The organism is Dickeya dadantii NCPPB 898 (genome assembly GCF_000406145.1).
Taxonomy (GTDB): domain Bacteria; phylum Pseudomonadota; class Gammaproteobacteria; order Enterobacterales; family Enterobacteriaceae; genus Dickeya; species Dickeya dadantii.
Genome location: NZ_CM001976.1, coordinates 3,818,757 through 3,839,034, shown reverse-complemented (window position 1 = coordinate 3,839,034; position 20,278 = coordinate 3,818,757). Strand labels below are relative to the sequence as shown.

Below are 20,278 nucleotides of genomic sequence, written 5' to 3'. Positions count from 1 at the left end.
GCTTCTAACCCGCTGCCGGCGGGCTATTTCTCCTTTTTCTGTCCCCTTTATCTGTTTCCTCATGGTGGAAATCGGCGATACGGCTTGTTTTCCCTTATGGTGGTCATTATAATTACGCGTCATTTTTTTCAGCCGTACACACAACACGTTCCTTGCTTCCATGGGCCGCGGCTGACCCTGACAGGAGGCTGAATAATCCGTAAGGAGCAATTCGATGCGTCATTACGAAATCGTTTTTATGGTTCATCCTGACCAGAGCGAACAGGTTCCGGGCATGATCGAGCGTTACACTGGTGCCATCACTGGTGCAGAAGGCACGATCCACCGTCTGGAAGACTGGGGCCGCCGTCAGCTGGCTTACCCGATCAACAAATTGCACAAAGCTCACTACGTTCTGATGAACGTTGAAGCCCCGCAGGAAGTGATCGATGAGCTGGAAACTAACTTCCGCTTCAACGACGCCGTTATCCGCAGCATGGTTATGCGCGTTAAGCACGCGGTAACTGAAGCATCTCCGATGGTGAAAGCGAAAGACGAACGCCGTGAGCGTCGTGACGAATACGCTGAAGCCGATGATGATGCTGAAGTTGGGGATTCTGAAGAGTAATTGTTGTGGTGACGGCGAATCGGCTGGAGTTGTCGGGCACAGTGTGCAAGACGCCCATTCGAAAAGTCAGTCCGTCGGGTATTCCTCACTGTCAGTTTGTGCTTGAGCACCGCTCAGTGCAGGAAGAAGCCGGACTTAGCCGACAAGCATGGTGCCGTATGCCCGTGATTGTCAGCGGACACCCGTCACAGGCATTTACCCACAGTATAACGGTCGGTATGCAACTCAGGGTTCAGGGGTTCATTAGTTGCCACCAAGGGCGCAATGGCCTGATCAAAATGGTGCTGCATGCCGAGCAGATTGAATTGATTGATTCTGGAGACTAGCCAAATGGCACGTTATTTCCGTCGTCGCAAATTCTGCCGTTTCACCGCGGAAGGCGTTCAAGAGATTGACTATAAAGACATCGCAACGCTGAAAAACTACATCACTGAAAGTGGTAAAATTGTACCGAGCCGCATCACCGGCACCCGTGCAAAATACCAGCGTCAACTGGCCCGCGCTATCAAGCGTGCGCGCTACCTGTCTTTGTTGCCGTACACTGATCGTCATCAGTAATCGGCCACTGTCCATTAACGAGACTTTGAGAGGATAAGGTAATGCAAGTTATTCTGCTGGATAAAGTAGCAAACCTGGGCAGCCTGGGTGATCAGGTTAACGTTAAAGCGGGCTACGCTCGTAACTTCCTGGTTCCGCAGGGCAAAGCTGTGCCGGCAACCAAGAAAAACGTTGAGTTTTTCGAAGCCCGCCGCGCTGAACTGGAAGCCAAACTGGCTGACGTTCTGGCCGCTGCTGAAGCCCGCGCTGAGAAAGTCAACGCGCTGGCTTCCGTGACCATCGCATCTAAAGCGGGTGACGAAGGCAAACTGTTCGGTTCCATCGGTACTCGCGACATCGCTGACGCGATCACCGCTGCTGGTGTTGATGTTGCCAAGAGCGAAGTTCGCCTGCCGAACGGCGTTCTGCGCACGCTGGGTGAGCACGAAGTGAGCTTCCAGCTGCACAGCGACGTATTCGCTAAGCTGAACGTCGTGGTTGTTGCCGAGTAAGTTTTACTTCGGTTGACCACAACAGGTAAAACGCTGGCCTTGTGCCAGCGTTTTGCATTGGTAAGCCAGCCAAAGCGGCCTATCATCAATTGTGTGTATCACTGAGCGACATACGAGATGAGCAAGCCTGTCCAACTGATGCGTGTCTATGATGCGCAGCCCCCTTTTTCTTCCCCCACGTTTCTGGTCGATCGACTGTGGCCGCGCGGCATCGCCAAAAGCCGTCTGCCCGGCGTCGTCTGGCTTAAAGACGTCGCGCCAGGCCATGAATTACGGCGCTGGTTTCACGCTAATCCGGTGGAATGGGAAACCTTTGTCGGGATGTACCGTGCGGAGCTGAGCCAGCATACCGAGTGGCGGCCGCTGGTGGCGTTACTGCGTCAGCCGCAGCCGATAACCCTGCTGTATGGCAGCCGGGATACGGAGCGGAATCATGCGATGGTGTTGCGTGATTTTCTGATGGAACAGGCGGCGCTCAGCGAATGCGAATGAAAGAACCGTCCTGCTGGCGAACGAACTGCACCTGTTGACCGTCCGGGGTGTCGATCTCAAGCTGGCTCACCATACCTTGCGTATTGAGCTGCAACCGGACCTTTTGCCCGGTCCGCAGATTGCTGAGCGGCTTGCTTTGTCCCTCCACCTGCGCCATGGCGAAGACATCGTTGACGGGAAGGTTGTTGTCGCGGAATAGCTGGGCCAGCGTCTGGCCGGACGCGATCTGATAGGCTTGCCAGTTGGCGCCAGACGTCGCCGGGCGCGGCGTCTGGCTGGCGGTGGCAGCGGGGTCCACCAGTTGCGCCTGTATCGGCGCGGTCTGCGAGCTGAGCGGCACGTCCACCTGACGGGAAGGCGCGGGAGCTGGTGGGGACACCGGCCACAACAGCACCAGCAACAGCAAACACAGCAAAATCAGAATACAACGACGGTGAAAATAGGGCAGCGGTTCCATCCAGCTGAAATCATCCGGCAGATGCCAAAGCGCCCGCAGCCAGGATGACTGTCTGCGATGCCGGCGGCGTGGCGCGGGGTCCGGGGTAACCGTCTCCGCTTCGTCTGCGCTTTCTTCCGGTTCACCGGGAATGTCCTTGCGTCGGCGCCATTGGGCCAGCCAGTTCTGGCAGGATTGCCATAGCGTCAGGTGATTCCAGGTGGATTGCTTTCTCCTGGGCGCGATTCTGCCCATGGTGACCTCTCTTAGAACCGTATAAAGGTGAAAACAACCTAATTATATCGGTAATCAACGGCAGATAACCAGTTAAGGTCATCGTCATTGGGTTCCGACGCCGCAAACATGAGCGATTTGACGCACCGCCGGCCGGCGAGGCGGCGAGATCGCGACAGAACGTTTTACCCTTAACCGACTCACTGCTATGCTGCGTTTTCGTATTTTACAGATTAAAGGAACATTCATGACAACGCCTTCTTATGACAGCGTCGAAGCGCAGGCAAGCTACGGCATTGGCCTGCAGATTGGTCAACAACTGCAGGAATCCGGCCTGGAGGGGTTGATCCCCGATGCGCTGGTGGCGGGTCTGTGCGATGCGCTGGCAGGAAAAGCGCCTGTGGTGCCGGTTGATGTGGTACATCGCGCGTTGCGTGAAGTGCATGAGCGGGCGGATGCGGTGCGTCTTGAGCGTCAGCGTGAGCAGGCGGCGGAAGGCCAGAACTTTCTGGAAGCCAATGCCGGTAAAGACGGCGTTAGCAGTACCGAAACCGGCCTGCAGTTCCGTGTGTTGACGCAGGGCGAAGGTGCGATCCCGGCGCGTCAGGATCGGGTTCGGGTTCACTACACCGGTCGCCTGATTGACGGCACCGTGTTCGACAGCTCGGTGCAGCGCGGCCAGCCGGCGGAATTCCCGGTTAGCGGCGTGATTCCGGGGTGGATTGAAGCGCTGACGTTGATGCCGGTCGGTTCGAAATGGGAGCTCTATATTCCTCAGAATCTGGCGTATGGCGAACGTGGCGCAGGCGCATCTATCCCGCCGTTCAGCACGCTGATTTTTGAAGTGGAACTGCTGGAAATCCTGTAAGTTTCCCCGTCGGGTCACGTTGTGGCCCGGCACGCTTTTTTCTGATCCCACATACTTTCTCCCGACCCATATACTTTCTCCCGACCCGTATGCTTTCTCCCGACCCGTATGCTTTCTCCCGACCCATATGCTTTCCCCTGACCCGTATGCTTTCTCCCGACCCATATACTTTCCCCTGACCTGTCATAGAGTTAGCCGCATCGGCTTCATCGTTTTTTATCAGCCTGGCACGCCGTGCCGGTTTGTCGATCCCGTGTTGTGTAACCAGTCGATACACCTGGTAAAGGCGGCCTGACGATTGCTCCGTTATGCTGACTTCGGCAAACGGCGCCAGACCTGAATTGCTTTCCTGAAGGTATTAATATTTAGCCATTTTCTGATAGCGGCTAATGGCGGCGCGCCGTATAAGTGAGTCATCCGCCGCATCGCGGTGAAGCAGAGGTTAGCATTATGATTAAGCCACTTTTATTAGGTGCCATTATGACGGGCGTACTGGTGTCGGCGATGCCCGCCGCGCAGGCCGACAGTCTGAGTCTGGCGCTGCCGGGTGTGTATCTTCACATCGGTGATCGTGACGATCGTGGCTATTACTGGGACGGCAACCGGTGGTGCGATCCAGATAGTTGGTATGAGCGCCGCCACCATCATGCCCGCCAGGTTTATTACTACGCACCGCCACCACCCCCGCCACGTGTTGTCGTGGTTGAACCACAACCGGTTTATGTTGTACCCGGTCCCGGACCGGGCGGCCCTGGCCCGGGATGGGGCTGGGGTCACCATCGCGGCGGTCCGCGTTGGTAACCAGAGGGTTGATGGCAAAGAAGCCAAACGGAAACCGCGCCAGTACGGCGCGGTTTTTTATTGTCAGCCCTAAACCATCGCCTCGGGAGGTGGTGATTGTTGCTGTGTATGCGATGACGACCAATCGGCAACGGACAACGGTCGTTACTCGCCTCGCAGCGCCCGTGGGAACAACTGGTTGTTTTCCAGATGGATATGCTCCATCAGGTCGTCGATAAACTCGTTGATGCCGGTATACAGCGCCCGCCAGGTGGTGCAGGCATTGTCTGGCGGTGTCACGTTGTTGGTGATGGTTTTGACCACTTCCAGTTGCTGACCGGCGTCATCATGTTCGTGTTCCATCATCGAAATCGGTCCGCCAGCTTGCGCACCCATACCGGACTGAATCATCGGGAACAGGATCCGCTCTTCTTTCATCATGTGCTGCGCCAGATCGTCGTGAATCAGCATCAGTTGATTAGTCAGTCCGTGCGGGCAGGCCGGTTTGTCGTGGTGCACGCGCTCTACTTTTTCGGCCATCCGGATCAGTTCCGGCAACTGCTCGCGGTGGCGATCGTGGAAGCGGCTGATGATGTGCTGGATCATCTCGCCCAGAGACGCCTGCTGCCAGTCTTTTTCCGTTGACGGTTGCGCCGCCAGCTCAGCCAGGCGAGATTCCAGTATCTCGATATCCAGCGCCTGTTTGCTGGCGGCACGCAGTAGCGTCTGTTTGCCGCCGCAGCAGAAATCGAGGTTGAATTCACGAAACAGCGCGGTGGCGCGCGGGATGGTGATGGCCAGTTCGCCTAATGATTGGTCGCGGTAATGCATGGTGGGTACCCCCTGAACGGTGTAATTTATAAAATGTATTTTAAATGCATCTTTTAGGATTAGCTATCCCTAAAAAGGATTACCGGGGAAGACGGCGAAAAAACCGCGCCGTGGAAGCGCGGTTGGATGGGGTTACTGTTTTTGTAGATCCAGACGGTAGACGGCAAAACCGATGTCGTCGTTACCCACCAGCGTTAGCGGGTACTGCGACTTTTCCTTGATGAACGCTGCCGCTTTCGGCGACGGTGATGTCTCGACCCGGATATCCAGCGGGGTATCGCTGACAATTTTCGCCAGACGCCAGTTGTTGTCCGCCGAGGGGGTTACCTCGCCGGCTTTTTTCGTTTCGGCGCTGATATAGGCGGCCAGCACCGCGCGGTTTTCATCCGGCGACGCAAACGCGACCTGTTTTTCACCGGTGCCGGCGAATTTCTCGCCGTAGGCGCGGTAGTTGTTGGTGGCGATCAGGAATGTGGCCTGCGGGTCGATCGGTTTGCCTTTGAAGGTCAGATCCTTGATGCGATGCGCATTGCCGTTGATCAACTGACACTCGCCGTCATAGCGGGCGGGCTGGGTGACGTCTATCTGATAGTTCACGCCGTCAATGACGTCAAAGTTGTAGGTGCGAAAGCCATCCCAGTTGATCAGCGACTGCGGCTCGCGTTTGTGCGCGTCAATCTGGTTGAACTGGCCGGCGGAACATTCCAGCCATTCCCGTACCTGCTCGCCTTTTACTTTTACCACCACCAGCGTGTTGGGATAGAGGTAAAGATCAGCGGCGTTACGGAAGGTCAACTGGCCTTTCTCCACTTCCACGTAGCTGGCCGGGTCGTTCTTGCGGCCGCCGGCCTTGAACGGCGCCGCTGCCGATAGCACCGGCAGCTCCGCCAGATCTGGGTCGCCCTGAATAAAGTGCTCGGCGTACGCGGTCTGCGCGTTGTTGACGATCTGGACCGTCGGGTCGTCCTGAATCAGCGACAGATAACTGTACATGTTGTCGGAAGCCTTGCCGATGGGCTTGCTGACAAACTCGCGGGTTTTCTGATGGGCGTCCGTCAGTACCTTAACCAACTGCGCATCTTCCGCCGCCAGCGATTTCTTCTGCGCTTTGTCGTAGATAGGGCGGGCTTCCGCCTTGCCTTCGGTTACTTTCCACTGGCCGCCGTCGTTGTTCAGTATCAGGTCCACCACGCCGAGATGGTCGCCCCACTGGCCGGGCATCACGGCGGGAACGCCGTTCAGCGTGCCTTTTGCGATGTCGGCGCCTTTGATGCCGGCGAAATCCTTGCTTGGGAACACCGCGTGAGCGTGGCCGAACATAATGGCGTCGATACCGGGGATCTGGCTTAAGTAGTAGACCGAGTTTTCCGCCATCGCTTTGTACGGTTCCGCCGACAGGCCGGAATGCGGGATGGCGATCACCACGTCCGCCCCTTGTTTGCGCAGTTCCGGCACCCATTTTTTCGCGGTTTCGGTGATGTCCGCCACCGTGACCTTGCCGCTCAGGTTGGCTTTGTCCCAGACCATGATTTGCGGCGGTACGAAGCCGATGTAACCGATGCGCAGTTCGTGGGGATTGCCGTCACGGTCTTTCACCGTTTTCTTTTCGATCAGGTAGGGAGTAAACAGCGGTTTGCCGGTTTTGGCATCCAGCACGTTGGCGTTGATATACGGGAAATGGGCGCCGGCCAGCGCGTTGTGCAGGTAGTCCAACCCGTAGTTGAATTCGTGGTTACCGATATTGCCGACCGCGTAATCCAACGTGTTCATCGCCAGATAGACCGGGTGCACGTCGCCTTTTTGCAGCCCTTTGGCGGCGACGTAGTCGCCCAGCGGGCTGCCCTGAATAATATCGCCGTTGTCCACCAGTACGCTGTTGACGGCTTGCTGTCGGGCAGCCTGAATCAGACTGGCGGTACGGACCAGTCCGAATTTATCCGTTGGACTGTCTTTATAGTAGTCATAGTCCATCATATTGCTGTGAAGGTCGGTGGTTTCCAGCACCCGTAAATCAACGGTGGCTGCCTGAGTTGCGGTAGCGATGGCTATCGCGAGCAGGCTCAGCACCAGCTTATGCTTCATATAAGGTCGCTCCTGTGAGAGGTATTGGCGTGGCGACGCCTGCGCAGTCGGGCAGTGGTCCGACAATGGCGGCGTGGCCAGAATGTATATCGCAGATTTTGATGAATATCGTGTTAAATATCAGCCTGAAGTGTGAAGCATGACATATACCCGTCATACTTCAAGTTGCAGGTGCGTTGGCTTTCTTGCTCGGCCCATCCATGGGCCACGCCCTTCGGGGCCAACGCGCTACGTTGTTCAACGCGCTACCAGCGTGTTGTCCTGCAACTTGAATTATTTTGGGTATAGAATTCCGGGGATAGACATAAAAATGGCCCGGTGTATGCGTTGTCGCGGTACCTGATACATGGCCTGTACGTATAACGAGGTGAAACGATGTTAGAACAGATCTGCCAACTGGCGCGTGAGGCGGGAGACGCCATCATGCAGGTTTATAACGGTCAGCAGCCGCTGAATGCGGCGCTTAAGAAAGACGACTCGCCGGTGACGGCGGCCGACCTGGCGGCGCACCGGGTCATTGCGCGTGGATTGGCCGAACAGTACCCCGAAACGCCGATGCTGTCGGAGGAGGACCCGCAGGCGTGGTCTGAACGTCAGCACTGGCAGCGTTACTGGCTGGTGGACCCGCTGGACGGCACCAAAGAATTTCTCAATCGCAACGGCGAATTTACCGTCAATATTGCGCTGATCGATAACGGCAAACCGGTACTGGGCGTGGTATACGTGCCGGTGACCGGGGTGATGTACGCTGCGGCGGACGGCAAGGCCTGGAAGGAAGAAGATGGGAAGCGCCGCGCCATTCGGGTAAAAGACGCTAGGCCGCCGCTGGTGGTGGTGAGCCGCTCCCACGCTGATGCGGAACTGGACGATTACCTGCGACAACTGGGCGAACACCATACCGTATCCATTGGCTCATCGCTGAAGTTCTGTCTGGTGGCGGAGGGCAAGGCCCAACTTTATCCGCGTTTCGGGCCGACCAACATTTGGGATACCGCCGCCGGACACGCGGTGGCGCTGGCAGCCGGCGCGCAGGTGCATGACTGGCAAGGTCGCTCGCTCTCCTATCTGCCGCGTGAATCCTTCCTGAATCCGGGCTTTCGCGTTTCACTATTCTGAGTTTCTTTCCGGCCGTTTTGGCCGGATTTTTCCTGATGATGGCAACGGCAGGCGATGAACCTGCCGTGCTCTTCCCGCTTTCCCGTTTTTATCTTTATGTCGCTGATGGCGCACTGTCGTTTTTTGGTCATATTTTCACGGTAGATTGGCGGCCGTTGATACGATCGACGCAGCGTGTGTGAGTTTGCGGCATATCGCACACACGGCAATAATTTGAAGGTTTATACTGATTTAGAAAGTATGGCATTAGTCTATTCGGTAAAAATATGTAAACGCCGTAAATAATTCTGTCATTGCGGGAACTAACCGCAGGATAAGGGCACTAACCAAGTGTGTGTGATCGATCAGTTGTGCATGATTGACCAACGGTACGTGATTGCCGCGCTGAGTATCATCCGATCCCCCAATTGGGAACGGGTAGCGTGGTGGAGAAAAAACGGGAGGAGAGAGGAAGACAATGAGGATCTTCGAACGTTATAACCCCTTGAAGGTCGCCAAGTATGTAAAAATCCTGTTTCGTGGAAGACTCTACATTAAAGGGATTGGCGCTTTTGAATTTGATCAGGGCCGCATTTTGTTGCCCAAAACGCAGGATAAACAGCATCTGGTGGTGATGTCCGAAGTCAACCGTCAGGTACTGAAGTTGCAGGCTGAATTGGGTTGAAGGAACATGCGCCCTGCGACAGGAAAACGGCCCGTTGACGGGCCGTTGCTATTTGTTGGGGTTTTATTATCTGTCGAGGTCAATGCGCGCAACGGCTTATGCCGGATGCGTTTCGGCGTTGGCCGCCGTTTTTTCTTCCAGCCGTGTGACCAGTAACTGGTCGATCTTGTAGCTGTCGATATCCACCACTTCGAACTTATACCCGGCGTAGCGCACAAAGTCGGTGCGTTTGGGGATTTTGCGCAGCGTGTACATCATGAACCCGCCGATGGTTTCGTAATTGTCGGAGTGGGGGAACTCATCGATGCTGAGCGCCCGCATCACGTCTTCTATCGGCGTGCCGCCCTCAATCAGCCAGGAATTCTCGTCACGGGCGACGATCTGCTCTTCCAGCCCTTGCCCGACCAGGTCGCCCATCAGCGTGGTCATCACGTCGTTAAGGGTGATAATCCCCACCACCAGCGCGTACTCGTTGAGGATCACCGCGAAGTCTTCGCCGGCGGTTTTGAAACTTTCCAGCGCTTCCGACAGCGTCAGGGTGTCCGGCACGATCAGCGCCGGGCGAATCTGTACGCCGCTGGTCAGTTCCAGACTCTGGTTGCCCAGTACCCGATTCAGTAGATCCTTGGAATCCACATACCCGACGATCTGATCGATGGTGCCGTTGCACACCAGAAACTTGGAGTGCGGTTGGTGCGCGATTTTCTCTTTGATCTGCGTTTCATCTTCATGCAGGTCGAAATAGACCACGCTTTCGCGCGAGGTCATTGAAGAAGGCACGGTGCGCGACTCCAGTTCGAACACGTTTTCGATCAGCTCGTGTTCCTGTTTACGCAATACGCCAGCCAGCGCGCCGGCTTCCACCACCGCATAGATATCGTCGGGCGTGATGTCTTCTTTGCGCACCATCGGCAGCTTGAACAGGCGGAAAATCAGGTTAGCCAGACCGTTGAACAGCCAGACTAGTGGGCGGAACACCAGCAGACAGAAGCGCATGGGGTTGATGATCCGAATGGCTATCGCTTCCGGGGCGATCATACCAATGCGCTTCGGCGTCAGGTCGCCAAACAGGATGAACAGGCTGGTAACCAGCACAAACGAGCAGATAAAACTGGCGCGAGCGACCATATCCTGCGGCAGAAAGCTGGCAAACAGCATTTCGAAGTAGGGCGAGAAGGCGGCGTCGCCGATGATACCGGCGAGAATGGCGACCGCGTTAAGGCCGATCTGAATCACGGTGAAGAAAATGCCCGGCGTTTCCTGAAATTTCAACACCAGGGCGGCGTTCAGGTCGCCTTCGTCGGCCATCAGCTTCAGCTTGATCTTGCGTGAAGCGGCCAGCGAGATTTCAGACAGAGAGAAAAACGCACTGATGGCGATAAGAAATAAAATAATTAACAGACTGTTTAACATGGTTTTTTCGCACAGTCGTCACGGACGGCGAACCTCTGAAAGGGAATAACATTATGGGTGCGGCATCGCCGCAAAAGGGGCCGGAAGCCGGCCCGTGGTCGCCCAGTATAGCAGGCGCGGTCAAATCGTCGCCAGTTTGGACGCAGGCGGCCTACAGACAACATACGACCCATGCTGGGTGGACAATCATCCGCCCAACCGCCCGTCCCTACAGGCAAGCGCAACGCGTACCCGTAATCGCCAGGGTAGCGGGCGTCGCGCTGGTCCAAAACGGCAAATAAAGTAGCCAGAGCGTTTAACCCTGCGGGGGCAGGCACACCCCGATGCCGCCCAGCCCACAATAGCCGTCCGGGTTCTTGTGCAGGTATTGCTGGTGCTCGTCTTCGGCGTAGTAAAACGGCCCGGCGGGCTGGATTTCCGTGGTGATGTCGTGGTCATTGCCCGCATCGCGCATGGCCTGCTGGAAGCGCTGGTAGCTCTCTTTCGCCGCGGTTTCCTGCTCTGTGGTTAACGTATAGATTGCGGAACGGTACTGCGTACCGATGTCATTGCCCTGTCGCATGCCTTGCGCCGGGTTGTGATTTTCCCAAAACAGTTGCAGCAACTGCGGGTAGCTCACCACCGCCGGATCGAACACGACGCGCACGGCTTCCGCGTGACCGGTCTTGCCGGTGCAGACTTCCCGGTAAGTGGGATTAGGCGTATAACCGCCGCAATACCCGGACGCGGTGCTGTACACCCCCGGCTGTTGCCAGAACAGACGTTCCACGCCCCAGAAGCAACCCATGGCGAAGATCGCCACTTCCATGTGGTCCGGCACATGGGTCATGGAATGCTGATTCACCACGTGCAGACGGGCGACCGGCATGGGGGTGGTGCGGCCCGGCAGGGCATCCGACTGGCCGATCGGCTGTGTCTTATCGAAATTCGCTATCACGTTTGGCTCCTGATTATCACCCTGTGTTTCATACTTTCAGAGCATAACCGAGTTAATGCGCTCTGTCTTTATGGCGAAATAGCATAGCAATATGACAGGGGTGTTGATGCCGAAACGTGTTTTACAACCACAGGTGCCGGCAGCAGAGAAACCGTCCGTTCGCTGGCGGACCATACTGTCATGAGCGATGGCGGTTTTCAGGGTGATAGCGTTGTCTGCATGACGACGACTATCTATAGTTAACAACAATAGTTAACAGCACCGTTACAGGCATACTTGTCTGTAGTTAATCAGAAAACACGTCGATTCTGCTGACACTGCCGGGAAGTTAAGTGACCATTTTTATCAGGACAAAAAACAGATTTTGCCGTCGTGGCGCCATGCTCTGCCGCACGTTGGGACTCGGAAGTCTGCTGCTGATGGCGGCGCCGGCGCTTGCCGCATCAAACGTGCGCCTGCAACTCACCGGACTGGAGGGCGAGCTGCAGAAAAATGTACGTGCCCGCCTTTCCACCATCACGCCGGATGAAGTCAACGCCGACGGTCGTTTCCGCGCCCGGGTCGATGAAGCGATCCGCAAAGGGCTGCGCGCACTGGGTTACTACGACCCGGAGATTCGCTTTGAGTTTATTCCGGCGCAGGGGCGCGGCCGCCCGGTGCTGAAGGTGACCGTCAAACCGGGGGAACCGGTGAAAATCGCCGGCTCCAGTATTGCCATCCGCGGCGGCGCGCAGAGTGATGAAGATTATCAAAAACTGGTGAGACAGCACCGTCCCGTTGAAGGCAGTATTCTCAATCACGGTGCTTACGATGATTTCAAAAGCCAGCTCAGTACCCTATCGATGCGAAAGGGGTACTTTGACGGCCGTTTTAATAAAAGCCAACTGGGCGTGATGCCGTCCACCCATCAGGCCTGGTGGGACATTGATTACGACAGCGGCACGCGTTACCGCTTCGGCAAGGTCAACTTTCGCGGTTCCCAGATCCAGTCGGCATATCTGCGGAATCTGGTGCCGTTTCAGGAGGGCGACGTTTACTCGGCGGAACAGCTGGGGGAGTTTAACCGGCGTCTGTCCGCCACCGGCTGGTTTAATTCGGTGGTGGTGGCGCCTGATTTTGAACAGGGTCGCCGGGGTAAAGTCCTGCCGCTGGATGCGGTGCTGACGCCGCGCACCCGCAACAGCGTGGAAACCGGGGTCGGCTACGCCACCGATGTCGGGCCGCGGTTGAAAACCACCTGGAAAAGACCCTGGGTTAATGCTTACGGCCACAGTCTGGAAAGCAGCCTGAGTCTGTCCGCGCCGGAGCAGCAACTGGATCTGAGCTACAAGATTCCGCTGCTGAAAAGCCCGCTGGAGCAATACTATCTGGTGCAGGGCGGCTTCAAGCGCGAAGACCTCAACGACACCCAATCCGACTCGACGTCGCTCAACCTGGCGCGTTACTGGGAACTGTCCAGCGGCTGGCAACGGGCGGTCAACCTGCACTGGACGCTGGATCACTTTACCCAGGCCAACGTCACCAACACCACCATGCTGATTTATCCCGGCCTCAGTTTTAACCGCACCCGGCAGCGGGGCGGGCTGATGCCCGACTGGGGCGACACCCAGCGCTATTCGGTGGATGTCTCCAATACCCTGTGGGGCTCGGATATCGATTTTGCGGTGTTTCAGGCCCAGAACGTCTGGATCCGATCGCTGGCGGAAAAACACCGCTTCGTGGCGCGCGCCAATCTGGGCTGGATCGAAACCGGCAGCTTCTCTCGCGTACCGCCGTCGTTGCGTTTCTTCGCCGGCGGTGACCGCAGCATTCGCGGCTATAAATACAAGTCCGTTTCTCCGCGCGACAGCGACGGCAAACTCACCGGGGCTTCAAAACTGGCTACCGGTTCGCTGGAATACCAGTACAACGTCACCGGGAAATGGTGGGGCGCGGTGTTTGTGGACAGCGGCGAGGCCGTCAACGATCTGGCGCGTACCAACCTCAAAACCGGCGCCGGTATCGGTATTCGTTGGGCATCGCCGGTAGGGCCGATCAAGCTGGATATCGCCCGGCCGATTGGGGATAACGACAAACACGGATTGCAGTTTTATATCGGGCTGGGGCCGGAGTTATGAGCAGGATGAAAAAAGCCGGAATTGGCCTGATGACCGGCGTGCTGGCGTTGTTGCTGGCGGTGGTTTTGCTGGTGACCACGACGCCGGGGTTGCAGCTGTTGCTCAGCGCCGCCGTGCGCTGGGTGCCGGGGCTGGAAATCGGGCAGGTCGAGGGCGGCTGGCGGGATTTGACGCTGAAAGCGCTACGCTATCAAATGCCCGGTGTGACCGTGCAGACGGACAATCTGCATCTGGCGCTGGCGCCGGATTGTCTGTGGCGCAGCCAACTGTGTCTGGACGACCTGTCGTTGCAGAACCTGACGGTGGCAATCAATACCGGCGACATGCCGCCGGCTGAACCCGAGCCTGCGGTGCAGGCGCCGCCGGTGGCCGAAATCAGCGCGCCCGTGGCGCTGGCGTTGCGTCGGTTAAACCTGAGCAACAGCCGTATTATTGTCGATGGCACCGATGTGTCGCTGTCGCTGCTGCAAACCGGCCTGAGCTGGCAGGGGCGGTCGCTGACGCTGCTGCCGACGCAGGTGTCGGGCCTCACCGTGGTGCTGCCTGCCGCACCGAAAACGCCGCCTACGCCGCCAGTTACGGCCAGCAAACCACCACCGCTGGGCGAAACGTTGCGCGCCCTGTTTGCCGCACCGTTGTTGCCGGCGATGCCTGAGTTTACGCTGCCGCTGGATATCACCATCGCCGATTTACGCGGCGAGTCCTGGCAGATTCAGGGCGACCAGCCGGTGACCATTTCCCGCTTTCAGTTGCAGGCCGTCACCCGGCAGCAGACGTTGACGCTGCAACAACTGACGCTGCAGTCGCCGCAGGGCGCGTTGTACGCCCATGGCGACGCCCGGCTTGCAGGCGACTGGCCGGTGACGCTCAACGTTAACGGTATGGTGAACATCGACCCGCTCAAAGGCGAACGGCTGCGGCTGACGGCCGAAGGCAGCCTGCGCCGGCAGTTGCGGCTGGCGGTGAACCTGTCAGGCCCGCAGCGGGCGCAACTGGATATCCAGACCGCGCTGGCCGAGCCGGGCCTGCCGCTGAACGTCAGCCTGCACAGCCCGCAACTGCGTTGGCCGCTGACCGGCGAGGCACAGTATCAGTTCAACGATGTGCAACTGAACATCGGCGGTAAAGCCACCGATTACTCGCTGTCCTTACGGGGCGATATTCGCGGCCGCGAGTTACCGCCCGGCACGCTGACGCTGGAGGGCAGCGGCAGCGAGCAGCAATTCGCGCTGACGCGACTGCGGCTGGCCGCGTTGCAGGGCACGGCGGACATAACCGGTCAACTGGACTGGCGCGATGCGATCAGCTGGAACAGCAACCTGACTCTGAAGGGTATCAATACCGCGCAGCAATGGCCGGAATGGCCGGCGCGGCTGGAGGGGACGTTGAGCACCCGCGGCAGTCTGGCGGGCGAGGCGTGGCAACTGGACGTGCCGCAGCTGGCGCTGGACGGGCAGGTAAGGCAGAACAAGGTGATGGTCAAAGGGGCGCTGAGCGGCAACGCCAGCGGCCAGTGGTCGATTCCGGGGGTTACGCTGGCGTTGGGGCGTAACCAACTGACGCTACAGGGCGAGCTAAGCGACCAGTGGCGGCTGAACGGCGATATCAACGCGCCGGCGCTCAACGGAATTCTGCCCGGTCTGGGCGGGCAGGTGATAGGCAAATTGCGACTGAGCGGCAAGCGTGATGCGCCGCAGTTGCAGACGGAAATCAATGCCACGGCGCTGCGCTGGCAGGAACTGAGCCTTGGCAAACTGACACTCAATGGCGATGTGCAGTCGGATAAGCAGGTGCACGGCACGCTGACATTGCAGCTACAGCAACTGACGCAGGGCAGCCTGCGTCTGGCGTCCCTGAATGTGCGTGCAGCCGGTGACGAGAACCAGCACCAGTTGCGTTTGACCATGAACGGCGAACCGGTGGGCGGTCAGCTGTTGTTGAGCGGTCATTTCGACCGGGGGCAGCAGCGCTGGCAGGGAGAACTCAGCGATACGCGGTTTGACACCCCAGTCGGCGAGTGGCGGCTGGCGCCGGCGATGTCGTTGGTTTATCAGGCGGCGGCGCAGAAGGTCACGGTGGGGGCGCATTGCTGGCGTAACCCGGATGCTGAACTGTGCGTACCACAGCCGATCGAGGCGGGAGCCAGCGGTAACGCGAGCGTCAATCTGAACCGGTTTAATCTGGCGATGCTGAAACCCTTTATCGGCCAGCAGACGGCGGTGAGCGGCACGATTACCGGTAACGCTCAGGTTAGCTGGCAGGCGAACGGCGGTCTGCCGGAGGCCCACGTCACGCTGGCCGGCAACGGCGTGACCGTGCGTCAGCAGGTGCAGGGCGGCACGCTGCCGGTGGCGTTTGATACGCTGACGCTGGAAGCCGGGTTGCAGCGAGGACAGGCGCGGCTGGCATGGCTGATGGGGATTCAGGGCAATGGCCGTTTTCGGGGCGACGTAGAGATTGCCGACCCGCAGCGACGCCGTAGCCTAAGCGGTACGGTGACGTTAAACGCCTTGTCGCTCGATCTGCTGCGGCCGATTCTGCGCCAGAACGAGAAGGCGGCCGGGGTGGTGAATGCCGACTTGCGGCTGGGGGGCGACTTGCAACGCCCGCAGGTATTCGGGCAGATGACGCTGGATAATCTTGACGTGGACGGCAACTGGATGCCGGTGGATTTGACCAGCGGACGGCTGGCGCTGTTGTTCAACGGTATGTCGTCGACGTTGCAGGGAGTATTTCGCACCACGCAGGGGCAGATTAATTTGGCGGGGAACGCCGACTGGTCGGTGCCTGAGGCCTGGCGGGCGCGCATTGCCGTCAACGGCGACCGCATGCGGGTGACGGTGCCGCCGATGGCGCGACTGGATGTGTCGCCGGATATCGTGTTCGAGGCGACGCCGCAGTTGCTGACGCTCAACGGCACGGTGACGATCCCCTGGGCGCGAATCGTGGTGCATGACATGCCGGCCAGCGCGGTGGATGTGTCGTCGGATGAGGTCATTCTGGATGAACGGCGACGTCCGATGTCGACCGCCGCCAGTTCGATTCCGATTGCCAGCAACCTGATCGTGCGGGTGGGCGATGACGTCTGGCTTGACGCCTATGGCCTGCGCGCCCGGCTGCGCGGCGATTTGAAGGTCACGCAGGACACGCAAGGGCTGGGTCTTAACGGCCAGATTTCGATGCCGGAAGGACGTTTCAAGGCGTATGGTCAGGATCTGCAGGTGCGTAAGGGACAGTTGCTGTTCTCCGGCCCGCCGACGTTGCCGATGCTGGATATTGAAGCGATCCGCAACCCGGACAACACCGCAGACAGCGTGACGGTCGGCGTGCGCGTAACGGGTACGGCCACCGCACCTAAGCTGGAAGTGTTCTCCGAACCGACTTTATCGCAGGAAGAAGCCTTGTCCTACCTGTTGCGCGGCCAGGGGCTGAACAGCAGCGGAACGGATAGTTCGATGATGACATCGGCTCTGATTGGTTTGGGGGTTGCACAAAGTGGTCAAGTTGTGGGTAAAATCGGCGAGGCCTTTGGCGTAAGCAATTTAGCTCTGGATACACAGGGGGTTGGCGACAAATCGCAAGTTGTTGTCAGCGGTTACGTCCTTCCGGGCCTGCAGGTCAAGTATGGTGTCGGCCTGTTCGATTCACTGGCAACGTTAACTTTACGTTACCGTTTAATGCCGAAACTATATCTGGAAGCGGTGTCTGGTGTGAATCAGGCGCTTGATGTGCTCTATCAGTTCGAGTTTTAGCAATGCGAATTATTGTCTACGGCAGTTTACGGCGCAAACAGGGAAACAGTCATTGGATGACCAACGCTCAGTGGTTAGGGGATTATCAGCTTGAAGGGTATGAGCTGTACGATCTGGGACACTACCCGGCGGCGGTTGCAGGCGACGGAGAGATTTACTGCGAAGTGTACCGCATCAGTTCGTCTATTCTGACCGAATTGGATGAACTGAAGCGGGGAGACGGCGTCTACCAACGTGAGCTTATCGCCACGCCTTTCGGTAGCGCCTGGATCTACCTGTATCAGCGCCCGGTCACCGGCCTACGCCGCATCGCCAGCGGCGATTGGTTGAAGCGTCAGGAATAACAGTAAAAAAAACACCGCCATCGGCGGTGTTTTTGTTGCTGGCCTTGCCGGTTCGCATTCGCTGCAAACGGCAGGTCGCCTTATTTATTTTTGGCGCGTTCGAAAGACGTCAGGATTTCAGCTTTCGCGGCGGCGGCGTCAGCCCAGCCGTCCACTTTCACCCATTTGCCTTTTTCCAGGTCTTTGTAGTGCTCGAAGAAATGGCCGATCTGGGCGCGCAGCAGCTCCGGCAGGTCGTTCACGTCTTTGATGTGATCGTACTCTTTGCTCAGTTTGGTGTGCGGTACCGCCACCACTTTAGCGTCTTCGCCGGATTCGTCGGTCATTTTCAGTACGCCAACCGGACGGCAGCGGATCACGGAGCCCGGCTGCAGCGGATACGGGGTCGGCACCAGAACGTCAACCGGGTCGCCGTCCAGAGACAGCGTGTTGTTGACGTAGCCGTAGTTGCACGGATAGAACATGGCGGTAGACATGAAGCGGTCTACGAACAGAGCGCCGGTTTCTTTGTCCACTTCGTACTTGATCGGATCAGCGTTGGCAGGGATTTCGATCACTACATAGATATCTTCCGGAAGGTCTTTGCCCGCCGGTACCGTATTCAAACTCATGTCGGTTTCCTTCTTCTTCAAACCAGAATGGAGTGGCGCTCATTATAGCCAACTGATGGCGAAAGTCGTGATTTTTTAGGCCGGGCGCATCGTGTCTGTCTGCCGGTTGCCATACCGGATTACCATAAGCCTAATCGATGGAAATTAAATAATTAATCTAATTAAAGAACAACGGCAGGATTCCGATAAACGTGGATCCTGAATCGTGTCACCCGGCGGGGTCCGCGATGCGCCGGCACGGTGCGTCGTACTGGACTGCGCCATCTTACTATTGGCTGTTTTTATTATTTTGAATCACAAGGGAGAGTACGGATGCTAAAGAACATTACGGTCAAGCATGGCCTGCTGGCGCTGGTAGGCATCATGCTGGTGCTGCTGGCGATTGTCGTTGGGATTGGCACCAGCGCCATCAGTCAGGGAAACCGTTCGCTGCTGTCTATCGATAAAATTCAGGGGAAAGAACTGAGCGCGCTGTCGTCAAGCTATACCGCTACGCTGCGTGCCCGTACCGCTGCGGCGCAGGCGGTCAGACTGTATGAAATCGGTTTGATCGACAAAGCGAAAGAAACCGCGGGGCGCGTGGCGAATTATGCCGAGGTGTCGCGCCGGGAGATGGCGCGGTTTCTGGCGTATGGTACCGTGACCAAACGCGGCGCTGAGCTGGCCGAACACATCAAAGTCGCCTATGACGCCTACGACCGTCAGGGAATGACGCCGATGATTGCCGCATTGAATAACGACAATCTCGATGACTACTATGCCCTGATGCAGGATACCCTGCCGGCGCTCAGCATCGGTATGGATACCGCCATCGCCGATTTCCGCGATTTTGCGCTGCAGGTGGGAGAAAATATGTTGCAGCAGGCGGACGAACTGGCTTACGGCCGTCTGTGGACGATGGGGATAGTATTTGCTGTGGCGCTATTGTTGGCGACGCTGGCATGGTGGGCGATCCGTCAGGTGGTTTTGCGCCCGCTGGACGGCGCGGTACAGCAGCTTGAGGTGATTGCGCAAGGCGATCTGTCCCGCACCATTGAAGACGGCGGCAACAACGAAATCGGCCGACTGATCCGGGCGATGAAATCCATGCAGCACTCCCTCGCCGTGGCGGTAGGGCGCGTGCGCGACGCTGGCAGCCAGATTGATATCGGCACCAGCGAGCTGGCGTCCGGCAACAGCCATCTGGCGGAGCGTACCGAAGAGTCCGCCGCGTCGCTGGAACAAACCGCCGCCAGCATGGAACAGCTGGCTTCCACCGTGAAGCTGAACGCCGATAGCGCCGATCAAGCTTATCTGCTGGCGCAGCGGGTATCCGATACCGCCACGAAAGGCAGCAAAGCGGTTGATCAGATGCTGGATAAAATGCAGATGATCTCCGCCACGGCGGCGCGGGTGGCCGACATTCTGACGATGATCGACGGTATCGCTTTCCAGACCAATATCCTGGCGCTGAATGCAGCGGTGGAAGCGGCGCGTGCCGGCGAGCAGGGCCGCGGCTTCGCCGTGGTGGCGGGCGAGGTGCGTAGTCTGGCGCAGCGTAGCGCCCAGTCGGCCAGAGAAATCAAGGTGCTGATGCAGGATTCGCAAACGCAGGTTGACGAAGGCGCCGAAATCGCCCGCGTCGCCGGGGAAACCATGAGTGACGTGGCGTCGTCGGTGTCGCAGGTGACCACCCTGATGCGTGAAATTTCCACCGCGACCCGTGAACAAAGCAATGGCATTGAGCAGGTAAATCTGGCGGTGTCGCAGATGGATTCGGTGGCGCAACAGAACGCATCGCTGGTGGAAGAGTCGGCGGCGGCGACCCGCTCGCTGGAAGATCAGGCGCGCGAACTGGCGGCCAGCATGGCTCAGTTCCGGCTGGAACAACAGGCTTTGGCGGCGCTGGGGCGTTACTGATCGTGACGTGAACGGTTCAGGTGAACTGGTGTGAGTACAAGACAAA

General features: G+C 57.9%; 20 protein-coding genes. 14 read left to right on the top strand and 6 right to left on the bottom strand.

What is annotated here, in order from left to right:
* Positions 1 to 214: 214 nt before the first annotated feature.
* From rpsF to DDA898_RS17265, 5 genes are all read left to right on the top strand, one after another.
* On the top strand, positions 215 to 607 hold the full coding sequence (gene rpsF, locus DDA898_RS17285; RefSeq protein ID WP_013319296.1) for a 30S ribosomal protein S6: 393 nt from the start codon (positions 215 to 217) through the stop codon (positions 605 to 607).
* A gap of 5 nt (positions 608 to 612) precedes the next feature.
* A complete protein-coding gene (gene priB / locus DDA898_RS17280) occupies positions 613 to 933 on the top strand; it encodes a primosomal replication protein N (protein ID WP_013319295.1) in 321 nt (106 codons plus the stop codon).
* A 4-nt stretch (positions 934 to 937) separates the two neighbouring features.
* Entirely contained in the window at positions 938 to 1,165 is a 228-nt protein-coding gene (gene rpsR, locus DDA898_RS17275) for a 30S ribosomal protein S18 (protein ID WP_000135199.1), read from the top strand.
* A 41-nt stretch (positions 1,166 to 1,206) separates the two neighbouring features.
* Positions 1,207 to 1,656, top strand: coding sequence for a 50S ribosomal protein L9 (gene rplI, locus DDA898_RS17270; protein WP_013319294.1), 450 nt, complete (start codon positions 1,207 to 1,209; stop codon positions 1,654 to 1,656).
* 117 nt (positions 1,657 to 1,773) lie between these two features.
* Positions 1,774 to 2,148 carry a DUF488 domain-containing protein gene (locus DDA898_RS17265; RefSeq protein WP_038911853.1) on the top strand — a complete coding sequence of 125 codons (375 nt, stop codon included), beginning with the start codon at positions 1,774 to 1,776 and terminating at the stop codon, positions 2,146 to 2,148.
* Here DDA898_RS17265 and DDA898_RS17260 read toward each other — a convergent pair.
* A complete protein-coding gene (locus DDA898_RS17260; RefSeq protein WP_038901963.1) occupies positions 2,132 to 2,839 on the bottom strand; it encodes a LysM-like peptidoglycan-binding domain-containing protein in 708 nt (235 codons plus the stop codon). The genes DDA898_RS17265 and DDA898_RS17260 overlap by 17 nt on opposite strands.
* Positions 2,840 to 3,065: 226 nt before the next feature.
* Here DDA898_RS17260 and bamJ point away from each other — a divergent pair, with 226 nt between their 5' ends.
* Together bamJ and DDA898_RS17250 are read left to right on the top strand one after the other, a co-directional pair.
* Positions 3,066 to 3,686: a BamJ family beta-barrel-assembly machinery protein gene (gene bamJ, locus DDA898_RS17255; RefSeq protein WP_038911852.1), complete on the top strand. Its 621-nt coding sequence runs from the start codon at positions 3,066 to 3,068 to the stop codon at positions 3,684 to 3,686.
* Positions 3,687 to 4,136: 450 nt separating this feature from the next.
* Entirely contained in the window at positions 4,137 to 4,487 is a 351-nt protein-coding gene (locus tag DDA898_RS17250) for a DUF2502 domain-containing protein (protein ID WP_071604560.1), read from the top strand.
* Between the two features lie 144 nt (positions 4,488 to 4,631).
* Here DDA898_RS17250 and ytfE read toward each other — a convergent pair whose 3' ends face one another.
* A complete protein-coding gene (gene ytfE, locus DDA898_RS17245) occupies positions 4,632 to 5,297 on the bottom strand; it encodes an iron-sulfur cluster repair protein YtfE (protein WP_013319289.1) in 666 nt (221 codons plus the stop codon).
* A gap of 132 nt (positions 5,298 to 5,429) precedes the next feature.
* Positions 5,430 to 7,379 carry a bifunctional 2',3'-cyclic-nucleotide 2'-phosphodiesterase/3'-nucleotidase gene (locus tag DDA898_RS17240; RefSeq protein WP_038911849.1) on the bottom strand — a complete coding sequence of 650 codons (1,950 nt, stop codon included), beginning with the start codon at positions 7,377 to 7,379 and terminating at the stop codon, positions 5,430 to 5,432.
* Between the two features lie 375 nt (positions 7,380 to 7,754).
* Between DDA898_RS17240 and cysQ the strand changes: the two genes are divergently transcribed.
* From cysQ to DDA898_RS17230, 3 genes are all read left to right on the top strand, one after another.
* A complete protein-coding gene (gene cysQ, locus DDA898_RS17235; protein WP_013319287.1) occupies positions 7,755 to 8,495 on the top strand; it encodes a 3'(2'),5'-bisphosphate nucleotidase CysQ in 741 nt (246 codons plus the stop codon).
* A gap of 35 nt (positions 8,496 to 8,530) precedes the next feature.
* Complete coding sequence (locus DDA898_RS23355) at positions 8,531 to 8,677, top strand: hypothetical protein (protein ID WP_154657526.1); 147 nt, start codon at positions 8,531 to 8,533, stop codon at positions 8,675 to 8,677.
* A 275-nt stretch (positions 8,678 to 8,952) separates the two neighbouring features.
* Positions 8,953 to 9,159, top strand: a complete 207-nt coding sequence (locus tag DDA898_RS17230) for a DUF1107 domain-containing protein (RefSeq protein WP_012768543.1) — start codon at positions 8,953 to 8,955, stop codon at positions 9,157 to 9,159.
* 96 nt (positions 9,160 to 9,255) lie between these two features.
* On the opposite strand, the gene paeA is transcribed toward DDA898_RS17230, so the two are convergent.
* Both paeA and msrA read right to left on the bottom strand, forming a co-directional pair.
* Positions 9,256 to 10,572: a polyamine export protein PaeA gene (gene paeA, locus DDA898_RS17225; protein WP_013319286.1), complete on the bottom strand. Its 1,317-nt coding sequence runs from the start codon at positions 10,570 to 10,572 to the stop codon at positions 9,256 to 9,258.
* 295 nt (positions 10,573 to 10,867) lie between these two features.
* Entirely contained in the window at positions 10,868 to 11,506 is a 639-nt protein-coding gene (gene msrA / locus DDA898_RS17220; RefSeq protein WP_171849479.1) for a peptide-methionine (S)-S-oxide reductase MsrA, read from the bottom strand.
* A gap of 383 nt (positions 11,507 to 11,889) precedes the next feature.
* Between msrA and tamA the strand changes: the two genes are divergently transcribed.
* Genes tamA through DDA898_RS17205 form a run of 3 tightly spaced genes read left to right on the top strand, consistent with a single transcriptional unit; the run spans position 11,890 to position 17,722 of the window.
* The gene (tamA, locus tag DDA898_RS17215) at positions 11,890 to 13,626 is read left to right on the top strand and encodes an autotransporter assembly complex protein TamA (RefSeq protein WP_107768370.1); all 1,737 of its coding nucleotides are present in this window, start codon (positions 11,890 to 11,892) and stop codon (positions 13,624 to 13,626) included.
* A complete protein-coding gene (gene tamB / locus DDA898_RS17210) occupies positions 13,623 to 17,378 on the top strand; it encodes an autotransporter assembly complex protein TamB (protein WP_038911847.1) in 3,756 nt (1,251 codons plus the stop codon). The genes tamA and tamB overlap by 4 nt, the downstream gene beginning before the upstream one ends.
* Before the next feature lie 2 nt (positions 17,379 to 17,380).
* Entirely contained in the window at positions 17,381 to 17,722 is a 342-nt protein-coding gene (locus tag DDA898_RS17205; RefSeq protein ID WP_013319281.1) for a gamma-glutamylcyclotransferase family protein, read from the top strand.
* Between the two features lie 80 nt (positions 17,723 to 17,802).
* Here DDA898_RS17205 and ppa read toward each other — a convergent pair whose 3' ends face one another.
* Positions 17,803 to 18,333: an inorganic diphosphatase gene (gene ppa / locus DDA898_RS17200; RefSeq protein ID WP_013319280.1), complete on the bottom strand. Its 531-nt coding sequence runs from the start codon at positions 18,331 to 18,333 to the stop codon at positions 17,803 to 17,805.
* 312 nt (positions 18,334 to 18,645) lie between these two features.
* On the opposite strand from ppa, the gene DDA898_RS17195 reads away from it, so the two are divergent.
* Positions 18,646 to 20,232 (top strand): methyl-accepting chemotaxis protein, encoded by a 1,587-nt coding sequence (locus DDA898_RS17195; RefSeq protein ID WP_038911846.1) that lies wholly within the window; start codon positions 18,646 to 18,648, stop codon positions 20,230 to 20,232.
* The last annotated feature ends 46 nt before the right edge of the window (positions 20,233 to 20,278 follow it).

Coding starts and splice junctions, on each gene's coding strand:
- rpsF (WP_013319296.1), top strand. CDS start 215: ATGCGTCATTACGAAATCGTTTTTATGGTTCATCCTGACCAGAGCGAA.
- rpsR (WP_000135199.1), top strand. CDS start 938: ATGGCACGTTATTTCCGTCGTCGCAAATTCTGCCGTTTCACCGCGGAA.
- rplI (WP_013319294.1), top strand. CDS start 1,207: ATGCAAGTTATTCTGCTGGATAAAGTAGCAAACCTGGGCAGCCTGGGT.
- DDA898_RS17265 (WP_038911853.1), top strand. CDS start 1,774: ATGAGCAAGCCTGTCCAACTGATGCGTGTCTATGATGCGCAGCCCCCT.
- DDA898_RS17260 (WP_038901963.1), bottom strand. CDS start 2,839: ATGGGCAGAATCGCGCCCAGGAGAAAGCAATCCACCTGGAATCACCTG.
- bamJ (WP_038911852.1), top strand. CDS start 3,066: ATGACAACGCCTTCTTATGACAGCGTCGAAGCGCAGGCAAGCTACGGC.
- DDA898_RS17250 (WP_071604560.1), top strand. CDS start 4,137: ATGATTAAGCCACTTTTATTAGGTGCCATTATGACGGGCGTACTGGTG.
- ytfE (WP_013319289.1), bottom strand. CDS start 5,297: ATGCATTACCGCGACCAATCATTAGGCGAACTGGCCATCACCATCCCG.
- DDA898_RS17240 (WP_038911849.1), bottom strand. CDS start 7,379: ATGAAGCATAAGCTGGTGCTGAGCCTGCTCGCGATAGCCATCGCTACC.
- cysQ (WP_013319287.1), top strand. CDS start 7,755: ATGTTAGAACAGATCTGCCAACTGGCGCGTGAGGCGGGAGACGCCATC.
- DDA898_RS23355 (WP_154657526.1), top strand. CDS start 8,531: ATGATGGCAACGGCAGGCGATGAACCTGCCGTGCTCTTCCCGCTTTCC.
- DDA898_RS17230 (WP_012768543.1), top strand. CDS start 8,953: ATGAGGATCTTCGAACGTTATAACCCCTTGAAGGTCGCCAAGTATGTA.
- paeA (WP_013319286.1), bottom strand. CDS start 10,572: ATGTTAAACAGTCTGTTAATTATTTTATTTCTTATCGCCATCAGTGCG.
- tamA (WP_107768370.1), top strand. CDS start 11,890: ATGCTCTGCCGCACGTTGGGACTCGGAAGTCTGCTGCTGATGGCGGCG.
- tamB (WP_038911847.1), top strand. CDS start 13,623: ATGAGCAGGATGAAAAAAGCCGGAATTGGCCTGATGACCGGCGTGCTG.
- DDA898_RS17205 (WP_013319281.1), top strand. CDS start 17,381: ATGCGAATTATTGTCTACGGCAGTTTACGGCGCAAACAGGGAAACAGT.
- ppa (WP_013319280.1), bottom strand. CDS start 18,333: ATGAGTTTGAATACGGTACCGGCGGGCAAAGACCTTCCGGAAGATATC.
- DDA898_RS17195 (WP_038911846.1), top strand. CDS start 18,646: ATGCTAAAGAACATTACGGTCAAGCATGGCCTGCTGGCGCTGGTAGGC.